The organism is Streptomyces sp. NPDC004658 (genome assembly GCF_040609555.1).
In the GTDB taxonomy this organism is placed as follows: Bacteria; Actinomycetota; Actinomycetes; order Streptomycetales; family Streptomycetaceae; genus Streptomyces.
Window position 1 is genome coordinate 1 of the sequence record NZ_JBEXKG010000139.1, and the last position, 20,066, is coordinate 20,066.

The window sequence follows — 20,066 nt, forward strand, 5'->3', positions numbered from 1 at the left end:
CGTGCTGGACGGTGAACCGGATCTGGTGGGTGTCCGGCTCCCGGTAGATCATGCTGCCGAGCAGCCCGTCGCCCAGGAAGGGGCCCTCGTACCAGTCTACGCCCAGCGCGCCGCCTCGCCCACCGGCGTGCTAGCTGGCGTACCACTTGGAGCAGTCGCTCTTCGCCACGTACGGAACGCCGTTGGAGTGCATGCGCCAGTAGGCGCCGCAGACCCTCACCCAGCGTCCCCGGACCCAGTTGACCGCCTTGGTGTGCGCCTGGAAGGTGGGACCGTCCTCGCGCTGCACCACCCCGGCGTCCAGCATCACCTTGTGGTACGGGCTGCCACAGGCGTGGTAAGTGCGGCCGTGGTCGTCGGACCAGTCGAACCAGACCTGGGTACCGGGTTCGGTCGCGGCGTCCATACCCGCGTTCACCCGCGCCCAGGCGAACCACGTGCCGTGCGACTTGGCGTTCCGCAGCTCGACCAGCGTGGGCCCCACCGTGAGCTTGTGGTCCGTGGTGGCATGCGACAGGGGGTGGGGTTCCAGTCCCTTGCCGTTGTTGTAGCCGCACGACCAGTTCTGGAACCCGGACGCGGCCTGCACCGCTGTGCCGGGCCTCTCCACCGCCTGCGCCGGCGTGGTCCCGGCAAGTCCCGCACCCAGCGCCGCCGTCGCCGTGGCGAGCGCGAGCCGCTTGTACACGTTCATCTTCCGATTCCCTTCCGCTGTGTCGGCCGGACAGCCCGTCCGTGCCGTGTGACCTCGACTTTTCCGCCCGCTGGATTGATTGGACAGTCGGTTCTGCCGCTCTGATCAATGGCCGACGCGCCGCTCTCGGGCGCCGACCGAAGACGGTGCCTGTGGTTGCCCCTGTCACGCGGGTGCGCGTAGCTTCTCGGTCTCGGGGCACAACGCCGCGTCCACGGGGGAGGCGGGACCGGGGGAGGGGAGCCGTCGATGGCGGGGCGTCGGGAGAATCCGGTCGACGCGACCGCGGGGCCGGTGGCCCGATTCGCCGCCGAGTTACGCAAGTTACGGTCCGAGGCCGGAAGCCCCACCTACCGTGTGATGGCGCAGCGCACGGGACAGGGAGCGAGCACCTTGTCGCAGGCGGCCGCGGGGGACCGGCTGCCGACGCTGCCCGTGGTGCTGGCCTATGTCCGAGCGTGCGGCGGTGACCCGGAGCAGTGGGAGACGCGGTGGCGTGAGACGGCCGCCGAAGCCGCTGCCGAGCCGCGCGCCGACGAGGACACCGAGGCGCCCTACCGGGGACTGGCCCGCTTCGAACCGAGCGACGCCGACTTGTTCTTCGGCCGTGACCAGCTCACCGACCGCCTGCTCGAACTCGCCGCCTCCCGCCGGTTCACCGCCGTGTTCGGGCCGTCGGGCAGCGGTAAGTCCTCCCTGCTGCGGGCCGGCCTCATTCCCCGCCTGCGAACCCCGGAAGCAGGCCGTGCCGTACCGGCGGCGCTGCGGGTCCTCACTCCCGGCGAGCACCCGCTGCCCACCCACGCGCAGCGTCTGACACCCAAGGACGGCGACGGGGACACGTGGCTGATCGTCGACCAGTTCGAAGAGCTCTACACCCTGTGCCGCGACCCCGTGGAACGCGATCAGTTCGTCGGCCGCCTGCTCGCCGCCGCCGATCCCGCCAGCCGGCTGCGTGTCGTCATCGCCGTGCGCGCCGACTTTCTCGGCCGCTGCGCCGAACACGCCGAGCTGACCGCCATGCTGCAGGACGGCAGCGTCCTGGTGGGCCCCATGAGCCGCGACGAACTGCGTGAGGCGGTCATCAGACCCGCCCAGGCCGGTGGGCTGATCGTGGAGCGCTCCCTGACCGCCCGGATCCTCGATGAGGTCGAGGGGGAGCCCGGCGCCCTGCCGCTGATGTCGCACGCCCTCCTCGAGACCTGGCACCGGCGCAAGGGCCGCGCGCTCACGGAGACCGCCTACGAGGCAGCAGGCGGCCTGCGCGGTGCGATCGCCCGTACGGCCGAGAGCGTCTACGCCGGCATGAGCCCTGCCCAGGCCGAACTCACCCGGGCCGTGCTGCTCCGCCTGGTCACACCCGGTGACGGGACGCCGGACACGCGCCGCCCCGTTCGTCGCGAGGAGCTGGACTTCGCCTCCGCGGCGGAGATTGCCGCAGTTCTCGACAGCCTGACCCGAGCGCGCCTGCTGACGTTGGACGATGACACCGTCGACCTCGCTCATGAGGCGCTCATCACGGCCTGGCCGAGGCTGCACGGCTGGATCGACAGCGAACGGTCCAGGCTCCGCCTGCACCGCCGCCTGACCGAAGACGCGCAGGTATGGAGCGACCTGGGCCGCGACCCCGGAGCGTTGTACCGGGGCACGCGACTGGCCGCCGCGGAGGAGGCCTTCGCCGAGCCCGGCGGACGAGCCGACTTCACCGCCCTGGAGAGGTCCTTCCTGGCCGCCGGACTGGAAGCCCGCGAACGTGAGCAGCGTGCCACGCTCCGTTCGGCTCGGCGGCTGCGCCGGCTGCTGGCTTCCGTCTCGGTCCTGGCGGTCCTGGCCGTGCTGGCCGGGCTGCTCGGCTGGCAGCAGAGCAGGGCGGCGGAGGCCGAGCGGGTACGGACCGAGGCCCGCCGTCTTGCCGCGGTGGCTGACACGCTGCGGCTGTCCGAACCGGCCACGGCGATGAAACTCAGCGTGGCCGCCTGGAAGATCGCCGATCTCCCGGAGACCCGCTCGGCGTTGCTGGCAGTCGCAGCCCAGCTTCCGCGGGACGCCTTCCGCGTTCCCGACTCCGCCTCGGCACTGGTCGACCTCAGCCAGGACGGGCGCACGCTCGTGACGCTGCGGGACGGTCGGGCCGAACGGTGGGATGTGCGCACCCACCACCGGCTGAGCCGCTTCAGGGTCCCCGCCCAGGACGATCCGGCGTTCGCCCTGTCGCCGGACGGAAGAAGACTGGCAGTGTCGACCACATCGGGTATCCGGCTGTACCGCACCGCGACGGGACGGCCGGACGGCCCGGTGCTGGGCACCCCCGGGCCGGTGCGGGAGGTCGCCTTCGGCGCGAGCGGCAGGACGCTGTCGGTCACCGCCAGGTCCGAGTGCGAGAAGAGCGGTTCACTCGCCTTCGACGGCACATCGCTCCGCCCGGCCCAACTGTGGGACCCGTACCGACGGACGGTGCTCTTCCAGACCTGCCCGGGCGCCTCGTGGACCGACGACCCGGGCCTTGCGGAAGCCATGCAAGGCACCAGCGACTCCCGCACCTTCGTCGAGGTCAACTCCCGCAGCATCCTCGCGATCAGCCCCGACGACCGCTTGGTGGCGGTCTGCCGCCCGGACGGCGGAGTCCAGGTCTGGCAGGTCGCCGGTCGGCGACGGCGGCTGCCCGGACGATGGGAGAAGACGTCCTCGGACCACGGGTGTCCCACAGCCGCCTTCGCCCCGGGCGGCCATGCCCTGCTGCTCACCACCGATGACGGACTGGCGATGTGGAACGTAGCCTCCGGCCGGGCCACGCACACCTTCGCCCACAAAGAGGTGCGGGAGATCGACTTCAGTACCGACGGCCGGCTCTTCGCCACCACCGACGACCGCGACGTCCTGCTGTGGCGGACGGATCACCCGACGGCGCCGGTACTGGGCTCCACGCTGCCGCACCAGTCGTCACCGGGTACGGTGCGGTTCGACCCGGCCGCCGGAGTCGTCCGCTACACCAGCGGCTCCTCCGACACCACGGTCTGGTCGGTGTCCCTGGGCCATGCCGACGACAACGGCTGGCACGCCGACTCCACGACGGCCGCTGCCTTCAGCCCTGACGGCACACGACTGGCCACGGCGCGACAGGCCGGCGGCACCCACCGCCTGACACTGCTGGACGTACCCACGGGCCACAGCACGGCCGTCCCACTGCCGACCGCCCCCTGCCCTGTGGACCCCGACTTCGCCCAGGTCGACGACAGCGGGGCGGACTGCGGGGACGTTCTCGCCTTCGGTCCGGACAACCGGACCTTCGCGTATTCGGGCGGAGGCGGAGACGCGGAGGCGGCCACGACGCTGGCCGTACTGGACAGCCGCGACCTGACCCGGCACCGAGTCCTGCGTCTCCCCGGCACCGGCGAGGACGCGGACACCGTCGACGGCCTCGCGTTGACCCCGGACGGGCACACCGTGCTCGCCTCCCTGTCCTACGATCACACCGAGTTGTGGGACTGGCGCCGCGCGGCCAGGATCGCCAGGCTTCCAGGCGTCTCCGGAAGCCTCTCCCTCAGCCCGGACGGCCGGCTGCTGGCCACCTCCGAGGGCGATGTGGAGCGCTTGCCGTCCAAACGCCGTACCAGCGCAACGCTCACCTCGGATCACACCACCGTCGTGGTCCAGGACCCCACCGGCGGCCACCTCGCGGCCGGTGACGAGGCGGGAGGAGTCACGCTGTGGGACGGAACCGCGGCCCACCGCCTGGGTGACCTCACCGCCGCCCCGGATCCGACCGAGCCCGCCGACGCCAACGGAACCGGCTCGACGGCAGGGGTGTCCGCTCTCGCCTTCTCCCATGACGGTGCGGTCCTGGCCGTGGGCGCGGAGGACGGAACCGTCCGGCTATGGGACGTGACATCCCGCAAACCCGTCGGCGGAACCCTCCACACGAACGCCGGGACCATCAGGGCCCTCGCGTTCTCCGCCGACGGCGGGAGTCTGCGCGCGGCGACGGAACACGTGTCCTTGCTGGCCTACGGGCTGACACCCAGCCGCACGGTCACCCACCTGTGCGGACAGGTCGGAGCCGGACTGACCCGAGCGGAGTGGGCGGCCTACGTCAACGGCCTGGCGTACCGGCACAGTTGCTGAGCACCGCGGGAGGCGAGGACGCCGTCCGGGGCGCGGCCGAGCGCATCGCCGACGTGGAGCGCGGCCGTGTTCCAGCCAGGTGCGGCGGGCCCCCTGCGGTTTCTCAAGTCGCGACGACGCGGCGGGAAAAGAGTTGAGGGGTCACCACCGGATGTGAGGAGAGGGGGGAGCACCCACGGGGATACAGCGTTCACGGGTCTCACCTCCTCGGGCGGGAGCGCCTCGACAACAAGGCACTCCCGAAAGGCAACACCTATGCACTCTCTGCGTTTCACCGCCGAGTCGTCGTCGAACGGCATGATCGAACGCGACTTCGTCGTGGGCGGCGTCCCCGGCGTTCTCTGGTCGCCGGTATCCGGTGCGGCCGATCGCGCGCCCCTGGTCCTGCTGGCCCATGGCGGCGGCAACCACAAGAAGCATCCGGCCATGTCCGGCCGCGCCCGTCTCCTCGAGACCGGATGCGGTTTCCACGTCGCCGTCATCGACGCGCCCGGTCACGGCGACCGGCCGCGCACGAGGCACGACGAGGCGGAGATCGCCGAGCTGTTCCGGGCGCGGGCTGCGGGCGAGCCGGAAGGCCCGATCGTCGTGCGCTACAACGACCACCTGGCCAAGCTCGCCGTGCCCGAGTACCAGGCGACCCTGGACGCCCTCCAGGAACTCCCGGAGATCGGCACCGACGGGCCGGTGGGCTTCTGGGGCATCAACATGGGCACCACGATCGGCATACCGTTCGTGGCGGTCGAACCCAGGATCAGCGCCGCAGTCTTCGGCCAGCACTGGCCCGAGGTCCTGGCCGAGAAGGCCAAGCGGATCACCATCCCCATCGAGTTCGACCTGCAGTGGGACGACGAGCACATCTCGCGCGAGCAGGGCCTCGCGCTGTTCGACGCCTTCGCGTCGAAGGAGAAGTCGTTGCACGTGAACTCGGGCAGGCACAAGGAACTGCCCAGGTTCGAGGCCGACAGCGCGGTCCGGTTCTTCGCCCGGCACTTCGGCCGGCCGACCTCGCCGGCCTGACGTGCGCGGTGGCGGCGCCCGGCTCCGCGGGCCGAGCGCCGCCCCCTGCGGCCGGGGGTGGGGCTGCGCATGCAGAGGAGGTATCTGCTGAGCTGCCCTCTGCCGGCCCGCACAGCTGGCCCCTGTCTCGTGGGGGGGCGGACGCCTCGTCACCGTAGCCGTTCCAGCCGGGGCACCGGGCACCTCCAGAACCCGTCGCTCACGAGCCAGGCCGGCATGCTGCGAGCGGTGGCCGCGCCCAGGGCGAGGGGTCAGGCGTATCGCGGGGCTCGCCCCCTTTACGATGCCCTGATCGCGGCGCACACAAGGATGCGTCGGATGGGGAGAGGGCGTGGTCCGTGGCGAACAGACATGACCGGCGTGGTGGTTGGAGATCGGGGGCGCTTCTGGTCGCCGCCGTCGTGGGCGCTCCACTGCTGTCGGCGACTCCCGCGGTGGCCGTGCACGGCGCGGTGCCCGGGGATTTCAACGGTGACGGTTACCGTGACGCCGTGCTGCCCGCGCCGGGGGCGAACGTGGCCGGCAAGACCGGAGCCGGTGCCGTGGTCGTGCTCTACGGGTCGGCGTCGGGGCTGTCCACGTCCCGGAGGGTGACCATCACCCAGAACAGTGCGGGCGTGCCGGGCTCGGCCGAGCCGGACGACGGGTTCGGTACCGCCACCGCCACGGCCGACTTGAACCGGGACGGCTTCGCGGACCTGGTGGTGTCCGCCCCGTACGAGGACACCGGGCGGGGGAAGGACGCCGGCCTGGTGACGGTCCTGTGGGGCAGCAAGAAGGGTCTGACATCCGGCACCGATCTGCCGGCGACCACCGCGGGCGCGTACTACGGCCTGGACCTGGCAGCGCTCAGCACCGGCCCCGGTAGGAAGACCGAGGTGCTCGTCGCCGGGTACGAGGGGGCGATGCGCTTCACTGGGCCGTTCAGCCGCAGCGGAACGTACGGCGATGCCGTGGAGAACCAGGACACCGCTTCCGTCGGCAGCGTGGCTCTGGGCGATTTCAGCCACGGTGGCTTCCCGGAAGACGTCGTCGTCACCGTCCGGCTGGCCGACCTGAGCGGCGGCGCGGTGTACGTCGACCCGGTTCTGGGGGGTTGGCAGCAGAAGGGCAACGGCCTGATCGCGGCCACCGGGGACGTCAACGGCGACGGGTACGCCGACCTCGTCGTCGGAGACCCGGACGAGCCGGACAAGGCCGGTGCCGACGGCGCGCTCGGCGGGCGGGTACTCGTGTGGTACGGGTCGGCGCAGGGCATCGCGCGGGAGGCGCAACCCGTGGAGATCACCCAGAACACCGCCGGTGTTCCTGGTGCGAGTGAGAAGGGCGACCACTTCGGTGGTGCCCTCGCGGTGGCCGACCTGAACAGGGACGGGCTCGCGGACATCGTGGTCGGCTCGCCGCTGGAGGACACGGGCAAGCGGAACGCCGGGCAGGTCACGGTCATCCCCGGCCGCCGCACCGGCGCCCTGGGTGGCGGCGCCTACGCCTTCACCCAGGACACCGCCGGCATCCCCGGGGGCGACGAGGCCGACGACGCGTTCGGCACCACCGTATCCGTCGGCGACATCGACAAGGACGGCAAGGCGGAACTGTTCATCGGAGCCGGGCAGGAGAACTCCTGGACCGGCGCGGTCTGGATCCTCCCGGGCGGCACCGGCGGCCCCACCGCCAAAGGCAGCCACATGATCACCGCCGCGTCCGTCGGCTTCCCGCAGAAGTACAACACCGGCCTCGGCGGTTACGGGCTCCTCGGAGTCATCTGACACGCCCTCCGTGGAACGCCTTGACGTGCTCGGCGGAGGGGAGGCCGCGTAGCAAGGGCTGCGTGTCATGCGGTTGCGGGTCTTCTCCAGCGGGCCGGGGTCTGCTGGAGAAGACCGGCGCAGTACGCGTGTCGCGCCTGCCCGGCCTCCTGATCCCCGCCGCCCCTTGTCTGCCTCGCCCCAGGCCTCGTCACGTTCGCCCTGGCCGGCTTGCTCCGCCTGCACTAGGAGCCGTCGGTTCCCGCCCCGCCACCTGGCCCTCTGCCACGGGCGTCACCCCCCTCATGACCGACGAGCCCGACGCCATTCATCCTGGTCGGAGTTCCCTCCGGGTCGAACGAGCGCTGGAAGGTGAAGGCGTGCGGCGCGGTGCCGTGGTCGTGGAGGTGTTCCAGCCTGGAAACCCCGTCCTGCCAGGTGGGTGTCACGCCGGCGGGGACCCACCAGATCACGTGGTTCGGGTGCCCTGTCCTCTCGAACCAGTCGTAACGCCTGTTCAGGGCCTCACGGTGCAGACCGGCGTAGACGGCGTCGAAGGCGGGGCGCAGGCCGGTCCAGAGTGAGAGGGTCGCGGCCAGGGCGGTGGTGTCCACCGTACGGCCCTTGCCGTACCAAGTCGGTACGACGAACTCTCCCCATGCACCCCAGTCCGCCCCGAAGAGCACGCCCCGGTCACCCTCTGCCGCCTCGGCACGCGTGAGGTATCCGGGATGCTGACTGATCTTCCGGTAGACGGCCTCACCCCGGTCGTAGAACTCGCGCGTGAGCGGCGCGGGATCGGCCAGAGGTGACTTCAGGACGCCGAATGTGTACAGCGCGAGATGAGGCATGGTCTCTTCCTGGGTGGGGGTGCCTGGTGGGGACCCCGTTCGGTGGCTTGCGCCTGGCGGCGAGGATGCGTCGGGCGTGACCAACTCATCCCGTCGCGGGTGGCTCAGCCCTGGAGGAACTCCTGTGCGGCCCTGGGCGATCGCCGAAGACCAGGTGAAGGTAGCTGCCTTCGCGGGCCCTGTCGAAGTTGCGTTTTCCCTGTCCGAGTGGCCTCTCGTACCGGCCATCGCAGGGGCTGGGCGGCCGACACCGTGCACCGCCGGCGTCAACTCTGGGCGCTGGGGCCGGGAGAGGACCGGCTCCGAGGTTGTTTCGTCGTGTCACCCCTCGTCCGCGCGGAGCAGTCGGCCCCCGACCCGCGCGGCCGTCTCGCGCAGCCAGACGTGGGCCGCGCCATGGGTGTGGACCGGGTGCCACCACAACGCTTCCCGCAGCGGCACCGCCGCGCAGGGCGGCTCCACCGCTCGCACGGCGGCGATCGGCGCCGGCATCCGCGCCGGCCGTGCCTGGATCAGGGCGATGCGCCGGGTGCCGGCGATCATCAGGGGCAGGAGCTGGAAGCTGTCCACGGAGACCTCGACGCGCGGCTCGATGCCGAGCATCCCGAGCTGGTGCACGGTGGGCGCGTCGTAGGTGCGCTGGTACGTCACCCACGGCAGCCGGGCCAGGTCACGCCGGGTGAGCCGGTCCTCGACGCCGGGGTGGTCCCGCGACACGAGGAACACCCAGCGGTCGTCGTAGAGGTCGGTGGCGGGGAAGTCGCTGATGACGCCGTGCGGCATGAGCAGGCCGTCGGTGGCGCTCAGCAGGGACGCGGTGTCGTCGACGACGGTCGGCGGGGTCTGGGTGAAGCGCAGCCGGACGCCGGGGGCCTCCTCGTGCACGACGCGGGCGAGTTCGGTGCCGAAGACGGCGACGGCGTAGTCGGACGCCATCAGCCTGAACTCGCGGTTCTCCCGGGCCGGGTCGAATTCGGCCTGGCTGGAGAAGAGGCGTTCCAGCACGTCGTAGGCGGTGGAGGTGCGGTCCCGGAGTACCTGGCCGAGTGCGGTCAGCTCGTAGTGGCCGCCGACGCGGGCGAGCAGGTCGTCGTCGAAGTGCCGACGCGGCCGGGCCAGGGCCGCGCTCATCGCGGGGCTCCACGAGGAGGCCGTGGGGACACAGCGGCTGATCGCCCGCGAGGGCGGCACGGCTCTCCCCCCGGCCCCCTGGACCGCCGCGAGCACGCGGGCCGGAGGCCCCGGCGTCGTTCAGGAGGAGGCCCGGCGGCGGTGCCGGGCGGCGACGGCCCCCACGGCCACACCGACCGCGATGACGATCAGCCCGCGCGCCCAGACGTCGGCCTCGATCCGCGTGGCGAGCGCCACGCAGGAGGCTGCCCCCAAAACGGGGACGGCGGTGTACGCCCGGAAGTGCGGACGGTCGGAGCGGTCGCGCCGCTGGACCAGCACCGCGGTGTTGACGATGAAGAACACCACGAGGAGCAGCAGCACGAGGGTGGAGGCGAGGCTCCCCACGTCACCGGTGAGCGCCAGCAGGAAGGACAGCACGGTCGTGGCCGCGATCGAGGCCCACGGCGTACGGCGGCCCGGGAGCACCCGGGTCAGGAAGCGGGGGAGGAGGCCGTCCCGCGCCATGCCGTAGGCCAGGCGGGAACTCATGATGCCGGTGAGCAGCGCGCCGTTGGCCACGGCGACGAGGGCGATGGCGCCGAACACCTTCGGCGGTACCCCGCCCGCTTCCTTCACCACCTCCAGCAGCGGACCGCTGGAGCGGGCCAGCGTCGCGGTGGGGACGGCGGCCGAGGCGACGACACCGACCAGGACGTACACGGCTCCCGCCGTCACCAGGGCGCCGAAGAGGGCACGCGGGTAGGAGCGACGCGGATCGCGGGTCTCCTCGGCGACGTTGACGGAGGTCTCGAAGCCGACGAAGGAGTAGTAGGCGAGCACCGTTGCGCCCAGCACACCGGCGGCGGCTCCCGTGTGGGCGGTGCCGAGGTGGACGAGCCTGCCGGGGTCGCCGTCGCCGCGCAGGAACAGCCGGACCCCGAGCCCGACGACGAGCAGGAGGCCACCGACCTCGACGACCGTCGCCGCGACGTTGGCGCGGGTGGACTCGCTGATGCCACGGGCGTTCAGCAGGGCCAGGACGCACAGGAAGAGGGCCGCCACCAGCACGACCGGAAGGCTGACGAAGACGGCCAGGTAGTCGCCGGCGAAGCCCCGCGCCAGCGCGGCGACGGAGACGATGCCCGCGGCGAGCATGCAGTATCCGGCGAGGAAGCCGGTGAACGGCCCGTAGGCGAGGGTGGCGTAGTGGGAGGCACCGCCCGCCCTCGGGTACTTCGTGGCGAGTTCGGCGTACGAGGCGGCCGTCAGCAGCGACAGCAGCAGGGCCAGGAGCAGGGGGAGCCACACGGCGCCGCCCGACTGCGCGGCGATCTGGCCGACCAGGACGTAGACACCGGCGCCCAGCACGTCGCCGAGGATGAAGAAGTACAGCAGCGGGGTCGTCAGCGCCTTCTTGAGCGCGGGCGCCCCGCCCTGCGGCGAGCTGTCCGTCGCAGGAGTGGAAGGCGTGGAAGGAGTGGAAGGAGGTGTCACCACACCCGCCTACCCCCTGGGGTCGGGTCACAGACGGGGGCGGGGGTGTGACGCGCGCGGACGTCCCGGGAGGCGGTCACGGCGGCCGGCGGCACCTCGGCTGAGGGGTGTGCGGCGGTGGTCCGGGGCCGGGGTGCTGCTCATCCGGTTGTGCGTCGGCCCGGAGCGGAACGCCGGCGGCACCGCGCAGCCCGCTTCGACGCTCGCGGCCACCGCGTGGTGGTCAGGGGGAGTGACCCCTGGTTGCCAAGCGGTGGCCGTCGTGCGCTCTACCGGGTGGGCGAGCCGGTTGCGGCCGCGGGGCCGGCGCCGGAGAAGTCCAGGCTCCAGCGCTGGAGGTGACCCGGGTCCAGGTCGTAGAAGCCCGGGGTGCCGTCGGTCACGCGCAGCTTCCAGGTGCCGACCCTGGTGACCGCCGAGGCGTCGACCGTGTAGGTCTCGTGCAGCTCGGGCGTGAGCACCCAGGGTCCCCAGGGCTTGACGTGGATGACGCTGCCGTCGGGGGCGATCAGGTCGATCACCATGGCGTTGCTGAACCCGTGGTCGAGATCGACCGTGACCTTGAGGTCACTCGGCGCGTGGCCCGGCTTGCCCCGGATGATCAGCGGCGACTCGACGGTGCCCCACTTCGGGATCACGTACGTGGTGGGGTTGACGAAGAACTGTCCGCCGGATTCGAGAGCGGTCCAGGTGAACGAGAGGTTCCGGGTGTCCCCGGCCGTGTCCGTGATGACGATGGACGAGCTGTAGTCGCCGGCCTTGTCGGGCGTACCGGTGATCAGGCCGGTGGCGTGGTCGATCGACAGACCCCGGGGCAGCGACGTGGCGGAGTAGGTCACCGTGCCGGGACGGCTGCTGGATGCCGAGATCCGGCGGCTGACGGGCTGGCCGACCGCCACCGGCTCGGTCGGCGGCGGCTCGACGGCGATGTGGTTGACGTAACGAGTCCCGACGTTGACGGCCGCCCAGGCGTTGGCCACGGCCTCGTAGGCGTCGCTCTGGTCGCCGTAGAGGTCGGCGGCGGCCTGGAGCGTCGCGGTCCGGGCGCCCGCGTAGTCGGTGGTGCTGGTCATGTAGACGGCGAGCGCGCGGTACATCACGTCGGCGGCGTCGGTCAGTCCGATGCCCGCCACCGGCAGCCCGTCATAGGTGGGGCTGTCGTAGGCCACGCCGTTGATGGTCTTGTGCCCGCTGCCCTCGGCGAGCAGGTAGAAGAAGTGGTCGCCTACCCCGGCCGCCATGTGCGGTTCGTCCGACTTCGCCTGAGGCGTCCAGTAGTCCAGGGGCGCGTAGCCGACGGCGCCGACGCCGGCCTTGGAGGGGAGGTCCATGTACCGGATGGGCTTGCCGTCACCGTGCAGGTCGTCCAGCTCGGCCACCGTGTAGTCGGGCACGTCGTTCGGGTTGTCGGCGTAGAACTCCACAGCGGCGGCCATCATGTCGCTGATCGCCTCGTTGAGTGCCGGTGATTCGCCGTAGTTGCCCAGTCCGGCCGTGGAGGAGGTGACTCCGTGGGTCATCTCGTGTGCGGCTATGTCCAGGGACGTCACCGGATGACGCCCGTCCGCGCCGTCGCCGTAGCTCATGCAGAAGCAGCCGTCCTGCCAGTTGGCGTTGGCGAAGGGGACCCCTTTCACGCTTTGGTAGTGGACTCGGGAAGAGCTGCCGCGACCGTCGTCGGCTATGCCATTGCGGCCGAAGCGGTCGAGGTAGAAGTCCCACGTCGTCCGTGCGCCGTACGCCGCGTCCACCGCCGCGGTCTGGGGGTTCGCCGCCGTTCCGTCGCCCCACACGTCGGCATCGCTGGTGAACAGGACACCGTTGGACGTGACACTCGAGTCGAGCGTCCGGTGACCACCGCGCTGGGGGTCGACCAGGGCGTACCTGCCGTCGTCCTGGCGCGTGGAGCCGATCGTGACCTGCCCGCTGTAGAGGCTGTTGCCCTGGGCCGACTCCACGTGTTCGGCGTTCTGCAGGGTGTCCTGGCTCGCGGCGTCCGTCACGACGTGGCGTTCGCTGGGGGAGCCGTCCTGCTGCACACCGGTGACGACCGTCTCCCAAGCCAGTTTCGGCTGTTCGCCCATCATCCAGACGACCTTGCGCGGAGCCGTGTGCGTGGCCGCCTTGCGGGTGCCCTTCGCCACCGCCTTGCTCAGGGCCGCCTTCTTCGCCGTGGCGGCCGGCACCTTGGCCACGGTCGTCGGCAGGGTCAGCTTCTTCTTGGAGGCGTAGGTGACGGTGCGGGTTCCCTGCCCCTGATGGACCACCAGATCGCCGCCGATGACGGGCAGTCCGGCATAGGTGCGCTCGTAGCGGGTGTGGACCGTGCCGTCGGCGTCCCGGATCACGTCCTTCGGGATCAGTTTCTCCTCAGGGCCCAGACGCAGCGAACGGGCGGTGTCCGGCGCCGCCTTGACCGCCTGGCCGAGGAGCCGCCGACGCTGTCCGGGCGACAGGTGGACGGTCCTGGACCCCGGCCTGGCTGCCACCTTGATCTGTGGGAGCGCTCCCGTTGTGCGAGCGCCTTCGGGGGCATGGGACACGGTGGCCGCGCCGGCCGAGCCGGGCAGCGCGGAGAACGCGAGTGCCGCGGCTGTGATCGCCACGGTCGCGGCCAGGCGCCGACGGGATCTGCGCCCACCCTGGGGGGACGCGGCCCTGTTACGGGAGTGGTTCAATCCAAGAGTCCTTCCGTCCGGCCGTCAGTCGGTGCGAACGGCCGCTGTCACGGGGAGGCCGGAGGCCACGGCCTCCGTGGCGGAACGTCAGATGTACGGCACGTCGGCGGGCCGCACTCGCAACGCACGTTCCAAGGGCCGTGCATCGAGTGCCATCTGACGGTCAACGCCGCCTCACCGGAGTGAAGATGCCAATGCAAGCGGAAGCGGCGCTAGGGTGCCGAGGTGGCCGGTTGGCGCCAGGTGGCAGCTGTCGGCCAGCAACTGGCGGAGCGGAAACAAGAGATGACACCGTCCGGAAACCGAGAGGGTGTACACGGCTCTGACGCAGCTGCCGCGCCATAGCGGCGTCGACAGCCCGGAAGTCCTCCTCCCGCCCCGCCCCTGTCGGCGGGCCGGAAGCAGCGCCGCGTACAGGCCGAGCCCTTGGCAGCGCGGGCGCGGCGCCTTCGCGACGGCACGCCGGAGCCCCGAACGGCCACGTGCGAGGAACGAGCCTTGTCGGTCAGGACCCCGTCCGGCCTGGTGCGGAGCCGTCCGCGTCGACGCGGAACACGCAGGCGTCTCATCACCTCGCGGAAGGCGGGTGCGTCGCCGACCTGTCCGGCGGTGAGATGGAAGGCCAGGGGGGAGGTTCGCCTACCAGGGCCCTCTTTGCGGGCCTCGGCCGTGTGCTGGTGTGTCGCTGCCACCACTCGGGCCCGCTCACGCACCGCTCGGGCGAGGGACTCTCCCCGGCTTACGATCCCCTGGAAGGGGGTGGTCGCATGGCCAGTACCTGGCGGCTCCGGGTGCGCCTCGGCGGATGGTTCGGGCAGACGGCACGGCGGCGGGCGCACCAGGAACTTGCCGTCGTGGAGGCGCGGATCACCGCGTTCGGGGTCGCGCTCGACGAGCACGACTTCTCGCCCGGAGAGCCGGGGGCCACCGACGCGATGCGCGCCGACCTGGAGCGGGCCCTGGACGCGTATGAGGAGGCCAAGCGGGCATTCGTCGGTGACCGGGACCTGGAGGAGGCGCTCGACGTACTGCGGGCCCTGGACGACGGTTGGCATGCGCTGGCCTGTCTCGACGCACGGCGGGCCGGGCTGCCTCTGCCCCGTCGCCTTCCGCTGTGCTTCTTCGACGCCCGGCACGGGCGGGCCGTGCGCGAGGTGCCCTGGGCACCGGCGGACGGAGCCTCCCGCAATGTCGCGGTGTGCGCCGAGTGCGGGGTACGGCACGGCGGAGGAGGGGGGAGAGCTTCCCTTCCCCGGCGGACGACGTCCGGGGCCGTTCAGCGGCGGCCGGGGTCCTTGCCGGCCGCCGCCACATCCGGGGCGGGCGGCCGGACGTACGGGAAGGGTCCTGGCACCGGGCGGGTGCGGCTGCCGGTCGTGGGGCGGCCCGCCGTGCTGGTGGTACGCACCGATACCGCCGAGCAAGTCACCGTCGTCCTGCTGCTGCGCGGCGATCAGCGCGAGGGCTACAGCCTGGGCGACGGCTTTGAGCCGGTGTACGCGCGGGTGCCGCTGCGACGCTCGGGCAATCGTGAAGTGGCCCGCTTTCAGGTGGACTTCCGTGGCGGCGCCAGTGCCGACTGGGAGGCGTGGGCCGAACCCCTGGACGCCGTGCCGGAGTTCACCGAGCGGATTCAAGGATGCGGTGGGGATCTCGTACGGTACGCGGGTCCGGGCAGACCGGCGGTGCTGCGGCATCGCGGGCGCGGTGATGTACGGCTGCTGGCCCTGGACGACGACCTCGCCGAGTGGGCCGAGGTGGTGCGCGGCAAGGGTGACGCGGACCTGCCGCTCCGCCTGCCGGGTCTTGGCTTCTATCAGGTGCAGTGCCGAGGCAGTTGGGTCATCGAGACGGACGGGGGAACGGAATGAGTCAGAGGCCGCGCAAATAGGCGATCTTGCAGTGCAGCGAATTGGTCCCAGAGGGGTTCGGTCAGCCATGGTGGAAGTGCTGGCACAGGCCCTCCACGGGACCACGCCGGCTGGTCCAGACGAAAGACCTCAGGGCGCAAGGTAGCCGACGTGCGCCCATTGGCGGTCGACAGCCGGGCTACCCGAAAATCCTGGTGAAAGAGGGTCGCGCGACAAGATCGGCAGGTCGGCGCCCGCCGTCGGATCCGCACCTTCGATCGGCCGCCCCACGTGGACGCCCCGGCAGCAATCTGGACGGCCGGCGCCGCAGACAGCGTTCGGGCGTCACCCGCCATGTGCTCTACGACCGGGGCGCGTGCGGGCGCCTGGCCGGCCCGCCTCCGGGACGGCATCCTGCCGAGGACGCGCACACGGGAACAGGCCCGCTTCTGGCCACGATGGCCGATCAGAACTCCTCGATCGCGTCCTGGCCGGCACTCGGCATCCATGGCACCCCACGGCGCTGACCGGCCCGCCCCTGCCGCGCAGGCGGTGCCGCCGTCCGCAACCCGTTGGCTCGGAAGTTCGCGGTGGAGACCCCGCGCGTGCTCGGCCGCGCCGGATCACGGTCCTCCGCGCCTGCGACTGGGGAGGAAGCCGGCACCCTCGCCACCGGCGACGCTCGTGGCATGCGTACGCCGGCGCCCTCGCCGGAGCGCCGCTGCACGGCCCCTGTGGCCCGAGATCGCCGGAATAATCGATTCCTCTTCCCGGGTGTTCCGAGACGCTGCTCACAGCAGTTGGGGATGACAGCGGGGTATCCGAAGCGGGAGACTCCCGGATCCCACTGTTGCCGTTTGACAACAATGGCCGTGAGGCAAGAAAGTGTCGGAGTCGTGACGCACGGGGAAGGAACCGCAATGCTCCGGTGGACGGAGGTCGCTCCGTGCGCCGGCCATCCAAGCCCTGAATCGCGGGGCGATCGGTGGGCCGGCCCTGTGTTCAGGCCGTCTGGTCTCCGGCGTCCGGCGCGTTGTCGTGTATCTGCAGCGCCGCCGTGTCGCAGAACGCCTCCAGTCCCTCCAGGAGCGCGGTCCGCTTGGCGGCGGGCATCAACTCCAGGACCGCGTGCAACTCCCGCTCCCGGCGGGCACGCAGATCGTCGAGGAAGGCGCGACCGCGCATGCTGAGATGCAGCCGTACCTCGCGACGGTCGGCCGGGCTGACCGCTCGCTCGACGAAGCCGGCGGCCACCAGGCGGTCGCACAGCCGGCTGGTGGACGGGGGCGTGGAGGCGAGGGAGTCGGCGAGGGTGCGCAGGTTGATGCCGTCCTGGTGTTCGAGCATGAGCAGGACACGCATCTGGGACGGAGAGGCGGGCGCGGTGGAGGCCCGGCCCCAGAGGACTTCCAGCAACTCCACGGCCGTCAAGGTCACGCGGGCGACTTCGGCTGGCTCGGGGCGGGGGCGGAAGACAGTCACCGTCACACTCTCGCAGGCACTGGGACGGCCGCCAGCGTACTAGGTGCCGGGAGCGGCAAGAGATGGTTCGGACGATCGGCGCGATTCGACTCCGGGTGGCCGCGCCGCCCGGGCGGGGCGCGTGTGTCCGTCGAAAGATTGGTGTATTTACCGTCGTGAACAGATTTGTGACCGCCGAGCGCGCCTTGCGCACGGCGGCTCCGCACGAGTTGTTCGACGCCGTGCGCCGTGTACTGGCCGAGGAGTACGCCGCGCGCTCCGTCGAGTTGTATCTGGCCGACTACGGTCTCACCGTGCTGCAGCCGATGTCGCTGCCGCCCCACGCGGCGGAGCCGGTGCCGGTGCACGGCAGTGCCGCCGGCCGTGCGTTCGGCGCCCAGGAGCCGTTCGTGGAGGTGCCGCACGAGGGATCCGCGCGCGTACATCTGCCGGTCACCGTGCGCGGGGACCGGTTGGGCGTGCTGTCGCTCACCCTGCCGGCCGGGGTGGGAGCGCCCGGACTTCTGGCTGAGCTCGCGGACATCGCCGAGGTGCTCGGACACGAGATCGTGGTCGCCGAGCGGGACACGGACGTGTATCTGCGGGCCAGGCGCAAGGACCGGCTGACCCTGGCCGCCGAGATGCAGTGGCAGCTCCTGCCCGGCCGCGCGTGCTCCCGCCCCGAGTACGAACTCGGCGCGCAGCTGGAGCCGGCGTACGCCATCTACGGTGACAATTTCGACTGGTCCGCCACGGGGGACCACCTCATGCTCTACGTCACCAACGGCATGGGGGAGGGCATAGAGGCCTCCCTGCTGACCAACCTGGCCATCAACGCTCTGCGCAACGCCCGGCGAGCCGGAATCGCCATCGACGACCAGGCCGCCCTGGCCGACCAGGCGGTGTACGCGCACTATCGCGGGCGCTGCTATCTCTCCGTGCTGATGTTCGACTTCGAACTCGCGACGGGCCGGGCGAAGGTCGTGGACGCCGGCTCACCGCAGTTGCTGCGGCTGCGTGACGGTACGGTCGAGCGCGTCGACTTCGAGGCACAGCTCCCGTTGGGGATGTTCGAGGAGACGGACTACGTGGCGCACGACTTCCAGGTCCTGCCGGGCGATCGCCTCGTCTTCGCCAGCGACGGGGTGCACGCGGTCTCCTCGCCCAAGGGGGAGGCGTACGGGGACGCCGCTCTGGCCCGGGCGATCACGTCCACTCGCCTACTGCCGGCTGCCGAGGTGCCGCGTGCCATCCTGCGCGAGCTGACCGGCCACCGAGGTCGGCCCGTCCCGGACGACGACGCGTTGGTGGTGTGCCTGGACTGGCGCGGACGCTGACGGGCCGCGCCGGCCGTCGTGTCCGGAAGCCGGATGTGTCGATGCTGTGTCGTTTGGCCGCGTCCACGGCCCCCACACTTGTCATGGGACAATAATTGCCGGAGTTGTGCCTGTCTCGGCGCAGCGGCCTGTCGCGGAGGAGACGATGCAGGTGCCCAAGCAGGCCGCTGAAGAGGCGGTGGCGCGGGAGCTAGGGGCTTTCCTCGCGCGCCGTCGCGAACAGATCGCCCAGCGCTGGGCGGACGCGCCCCTTTTCCGGACGGTCTTCACCGTCTCGCGCGACGAGGCCGTGGAGGCGTGCAAGGTCGTGGTGGATGCGCTGACGGGGGTCGCGTCGAGCGGTCGGCTGGAGAGGGTCGCGGCTCCCGGGTTCGACCCGGCGCGCGACCAGCTGGGACGCGTGGTTGCCGCGCGTGCCCGCAAGGGCTTCGGCCCGGCGCAGATCGCGAACGAGGCCGCCGACCTGCGAGCGGCGACCGCCGAGCTGCTGTGCGGCGAGGACCTGCCCGGTCATGCGGCGCGGGAGGCTCTGCCGGCGCTCGCCGTCCTGATGGGGACGCTACGACTGGTGCTCATGGAGGCGGCGGTCCTGGCCGGTGAGGAGCTCATAGCCCGGCAGCGGCAGCAACTGCTCGAAGTGGCCACCCCCGTGATCAACCTCTGGGAAGGCGTCGTCGCCGTGCCCCTGATCGGCACGCTGGACAGTGCCCGCAGCCAGGTGGTCATGGAGTCGCTGCTCCAGGCCGTCGTGGAGGAGCGGGCCCGCTACGCGATCCTCGACATCACCGGCGTCCCCACGGTCGACTCGCTGGTGGCGCACCACCTGATGAAGACGGTCGCCGCGGCTCGGCTGATGGGTGCCGAATGCATCGTCTCCGGCATCCGCCCGGCCATCGCGCAGACGATCGTGCACCTGGGCATCGACCTCGGTCCGGTCCTCACCCGCGGCTCGCTGGCCGACGCCCTGGCGTACGCGCTCGCCCGGCAGGGCATCCAGGTCTCCTGGCGTACGCCCGATGTGATCCCGCGATGACAGCCTCCCTCCCGGGTGGTCGGGCGCCGGTGCCGCCCCTGGCGCCGGCGGACATCCTCCTGGCCCGCCGGGGTCGTCGCCCCCTTCCTCGGGAAGGCACGTGATGCCGGCCTCCGACCCCGCTGCAACGACCAGCATGCCCATCGGCTCCGACGCGGATCTCGCATGGGTCCGGCACCGGGTACGGCAGGTCGCGGCCGGGCTCGGGTTCGGGCTCGTCCAGCAGACCAAACTCGTCACCGCGGCCAGCGAACTGGCCCGGAACACGCTGGTCCACGGCGGAGGAGGGCAGGTCGAGATCACCTCACTCGCCGACGGGCCGAGGCGGGGGATCCGGCTGGCCTTCACCGACGCCGGACCCGGTATCCGCGACGTCGAACTGGCGATGACCGACGGCTACAGCAGCGCCGCCTGCAGTCTCGGACTGGGGCTCGGCGGGGCCAGGCGGCTGGTGGACGAGTTCACTCTCGACAGCCGGGCGGGCCAGGGCGTCGTCGTCACCGTCACCGCCTGGGCGTCCGGCTCCGCCGAAGGTGCGGGGAGCGGATGACGCGGGTGCGGCACGCGATCGCCTTGGTTCTTCAGAGTTTTGATGTTGCTGATGATGTAATCCCAACGGCCGCAGTTCAGACCGACGATGTGATCGCGCAGGTGATACAGGATCTCGT

Annotated in this window: 12 protein-coding genes and 3 pseudogenes; 7 read left to right on the forward strand and 8 right to left on the reverse strand. The window is 71.4% G+C overall.

Annotated elements, in window-relative coordinates:
• Positions 1 to 130: 130 nt before the first annotated feature.
• Complete coding sequence (locus tag ABZV94_RS32335; protein WP_356346726.1) at positions 131 to 694, reverse strand: hypothetical protein; 564 nt, start codon at positions 692 to 694, stop codon at positions 131 to 133.
• A 393-nt stretch (positions 695 to 1,087) separates the two neighbouring features.
• Here ABZV94_RS32335 and ABZV94_RS32340 point away from each other — a divergent pair, with 393 nt between their 5' ends.
• The 3 genes from ABZV94_RS32340 to ABZV94_RS32350 all read left to right on the forward strand — a co-directional run bounded on the left by ABZV94_RS32340 (position 1,088) and on the right by ABZV94_RS32350 (position 7,602).
• Positions 1,088 to 4,816, forward strand: a complete 3,729-nt coding sequence (locus ABZV94_RS32340) for a hypothetical protein (protein ID WP_356346728.1) — start codon at positions 1,088 to 1,090, stop codon at positions 4,814 to 4,816.
• Between the two features lie 255 nt (positions 4,817 to 5,071).
• Positions 5,072 to 5,836, forward strand: a complete 765-nt coding sequence (locus ABZV94_RS32345) for an alpha/beta hydrolase (protein WP_356346730.1) — start codon at positions 5,072 to 5,074, stop codon at positions 5,834 to 5,836.
• A gap of 401 nt (positions 5,837 to 6,237) precedes the next feature.
• Positions 6,238 to 7,602 carry an FG-GAP-like repeat-containing protein gene (locus tag ABZV94_RS32350; RefSeq protein ID WP_356346732.1) on the forward strand — a complete coding sequence of 455 codons (1,365 nt, stop codon included), beginning with the start codon at positions 6,238 to 6,240 and terminating at the stop codon, positions 7,600 to 7,602.
• Between the two features lie 224 nt (positions 7,603 to 7,826).
• On the opposite strand, the gene ABZV94_RS32355 is transcribed toward ABZV94_RS32350, so the two are convergent.
• From ABZV94_RS32355 to ABZV94_RS32375, 5 genes and pseudogenes are all read right to left on the reverse strand, one after another.
• Positions 7,827 to 8,432 carry a DUF3291 domain-containing protein gene (locus tag ABZV94_RS32355; RefSeq protein ID WP_356346734.1) on the reverse strand — a complete coding sequence of 202 codons (606 nt, stop codon included), beginning with the start codon at positions 8,430 to 8,432 and terminating at the stop codon, positions 7,827 to 7,829.
• A 321-nt stretch (positions 8,433 to 8,753) separates the two neighbouring features.
• A pseudogene (locus ABZV94_RS32360) lies at positions 8,754 to 9,569 on the reverse strand (LysR substrate-binding domain-containing protein); the annotation flags it as partial.
• A 114-nt stretch (positions 9,570 to 9,683) separates the two neighbouring features.
• On the reverse strand, positions 9,684 to 10,940 hold the full coding sequence (locus ABZV94_RS32365; protein WP_356346747.1) for an APC family permease: 1,257 nt from the start codon (positions 10,938 to 10,940) through the stop codon (positions 9,684 to 9,686).
• A 368-nt stretch (positions 10,941 to 11,308) separates the two neighbouring features.
• On the reverse strand, positions 11,309 to 13,645 hold the full coding sequence (locus tag ABZV94_RS32370) for a M4 family metallopeptidase (RefSeq protein WP_356346735.1): 2,337 nt from the start codon (positions 13,643 to 13,645) through the stop codon (positions 11,309 to 11,311).
• 557 nt (positions 13,646 to 14,202) lie between these two features.
• Positions 14,203 to 14,346 (reverse strand): annotated as a pseudogene (locus ABZV94_RS32375) (IS5/IS1182 family transposase); the annotation flags it as partial.
• A gap of 138 nt (positions 14,347 to 14,484) precedes the next feature.
• Here ABZV94_RS32375 and ABZV94_RS32380 point away from each other — a divergent pair.
• Positions 14,485 to 15,588: a hypothetical protein gene (locus tag ABZV94_RS32380; RefSeq protein ID WP_356346737.1), complete on the forward strand. Its 1,104-nt coding sequence runs from the start codon at positions 14,485 to 14,487 to the stop codon at positions 15,586 to 15,588.
• Positions 15,589 to 16,569: 981 nt separating this feature from the next.
• Here ABZV94_RS32380 and ABZV94_RS32385 read toward each other — a convergent pair.
• Positions 16,570 to 17,004 carry a MarR family transcriptional regulator gene (locus tag ABZV94_RS32385; RefSeq protein ID WP_356346739.1) on the reverse strand — a complete coding sequence of 145 codons (435 nt, stop codon included), beginning with the start codon at positions 17,002 to 17,004 and terminating at the stop codon, positions 16,570 to 16,572.
• Positions 17,005 to 17,204: 200 nt separating this feature from the next.
• Between ABZV94_RS32385 and ABZV94_RS32390 the strand changes: the two genes are divergently transcribed.
• From ABZV94_RS32390 to ABZV94_RS32400, 3 genes are all read left to right on the forward strand, one after another.
• Entirely contained in the window at positions 17,205 to 18,365 is a 1,161-nt protein-coding gene (locus ABZV94_RS32390; RefSeq protein ID WP_356346741.1) for a PP2C family protein-serine/threonine phosphatase, read from the forward strand.
• Between the two features lie 145 nt (positions 18,366 to 18,510).
• Positions 18,511 to 19,398 carry an STAS domain-containing protein gene (locus tag ABZV94_RS32395; RefSeq protein ID WP_356346743.1) on the forward strand — a complete coding sequence of 296 codons (888 nt, stop codon included), beginning with the start codon at positions 18,511 to 18,513 and terminating at the stop codon, positions 19,396 to 19,398.
• Positions 19,399 to 19,501: 103 nt separating this feature from the next.
• Positions 19,502 to 19,948, forward strand: coding sequence for an anti-sigma regulatory factor (locus ABZV94_RS32400; RefSeq protein WP_356346745.1), 447 nt, complete (start codon positions 19,502 to 19,504; stop codon positions 19,946 to 19,948).
• A gap of 20 nt (positions 19,949 to 19,968) precedes the next feature.
• Here the strand turns inward: ABZV94_RS32400 and ABZV94_RS32405 are convergent.
• Positions 19,969 to 20,061: pseudogene (locus tag ABZV94_RS32405) on the reverse strand (hypothetical protein); the annotation flags it as partial.
• Positions 20,062 to 20,066: the final 5 nt, after the last annotated feature.

Bases quoted from the DNA above. Each gene is read 5' to 3' on its own strand.
- ABZV94_RS32335 (WP_356346726.1), bottom strand. From the start codon at position 694: ATGAACGTGTACAAGCGGCTCGCGCTCGCCACGGCGACGGCGGCGCTG.
- ABZV94_RS32345 (WP_356346730.1), top strand. From the start codon at position 5,072: ATGCACTCTCTGCGTTTCACCGCCGAGTCGTCGTCGAACGGCATGATC.
- ABZV94_RS32355 (WP_356346734.1), bottom strand. From the start codon at position 8,432: ATGCCTCATCTCGCGCTGTACACATTCGGCGTCCTGAAGTCACCTCTG.
- ABZV94_RS32380 (WP_356346737.1), top strand. From the start codon at position 14,485: ATGGCCAGTACCTGGCGGCTCCGGGTGCGCCTCGGCGGATGGTTCGGG.
- ABZV94_RS32395 (WP_356346743.1), top strand. From the start codon at position 18,511: ATGCAGGTGCCCAAGCAGGCCGCTGAAGAGGCGGTGGCGCGGGAGCTA.
- ABZV94_RS32400 (WP_356346745.1), top strand. From the start codon at position 19,502: ATGCCGGCCTCCGACCCCGCTGCAACGACCAGCATGCCCATCGGCTCC.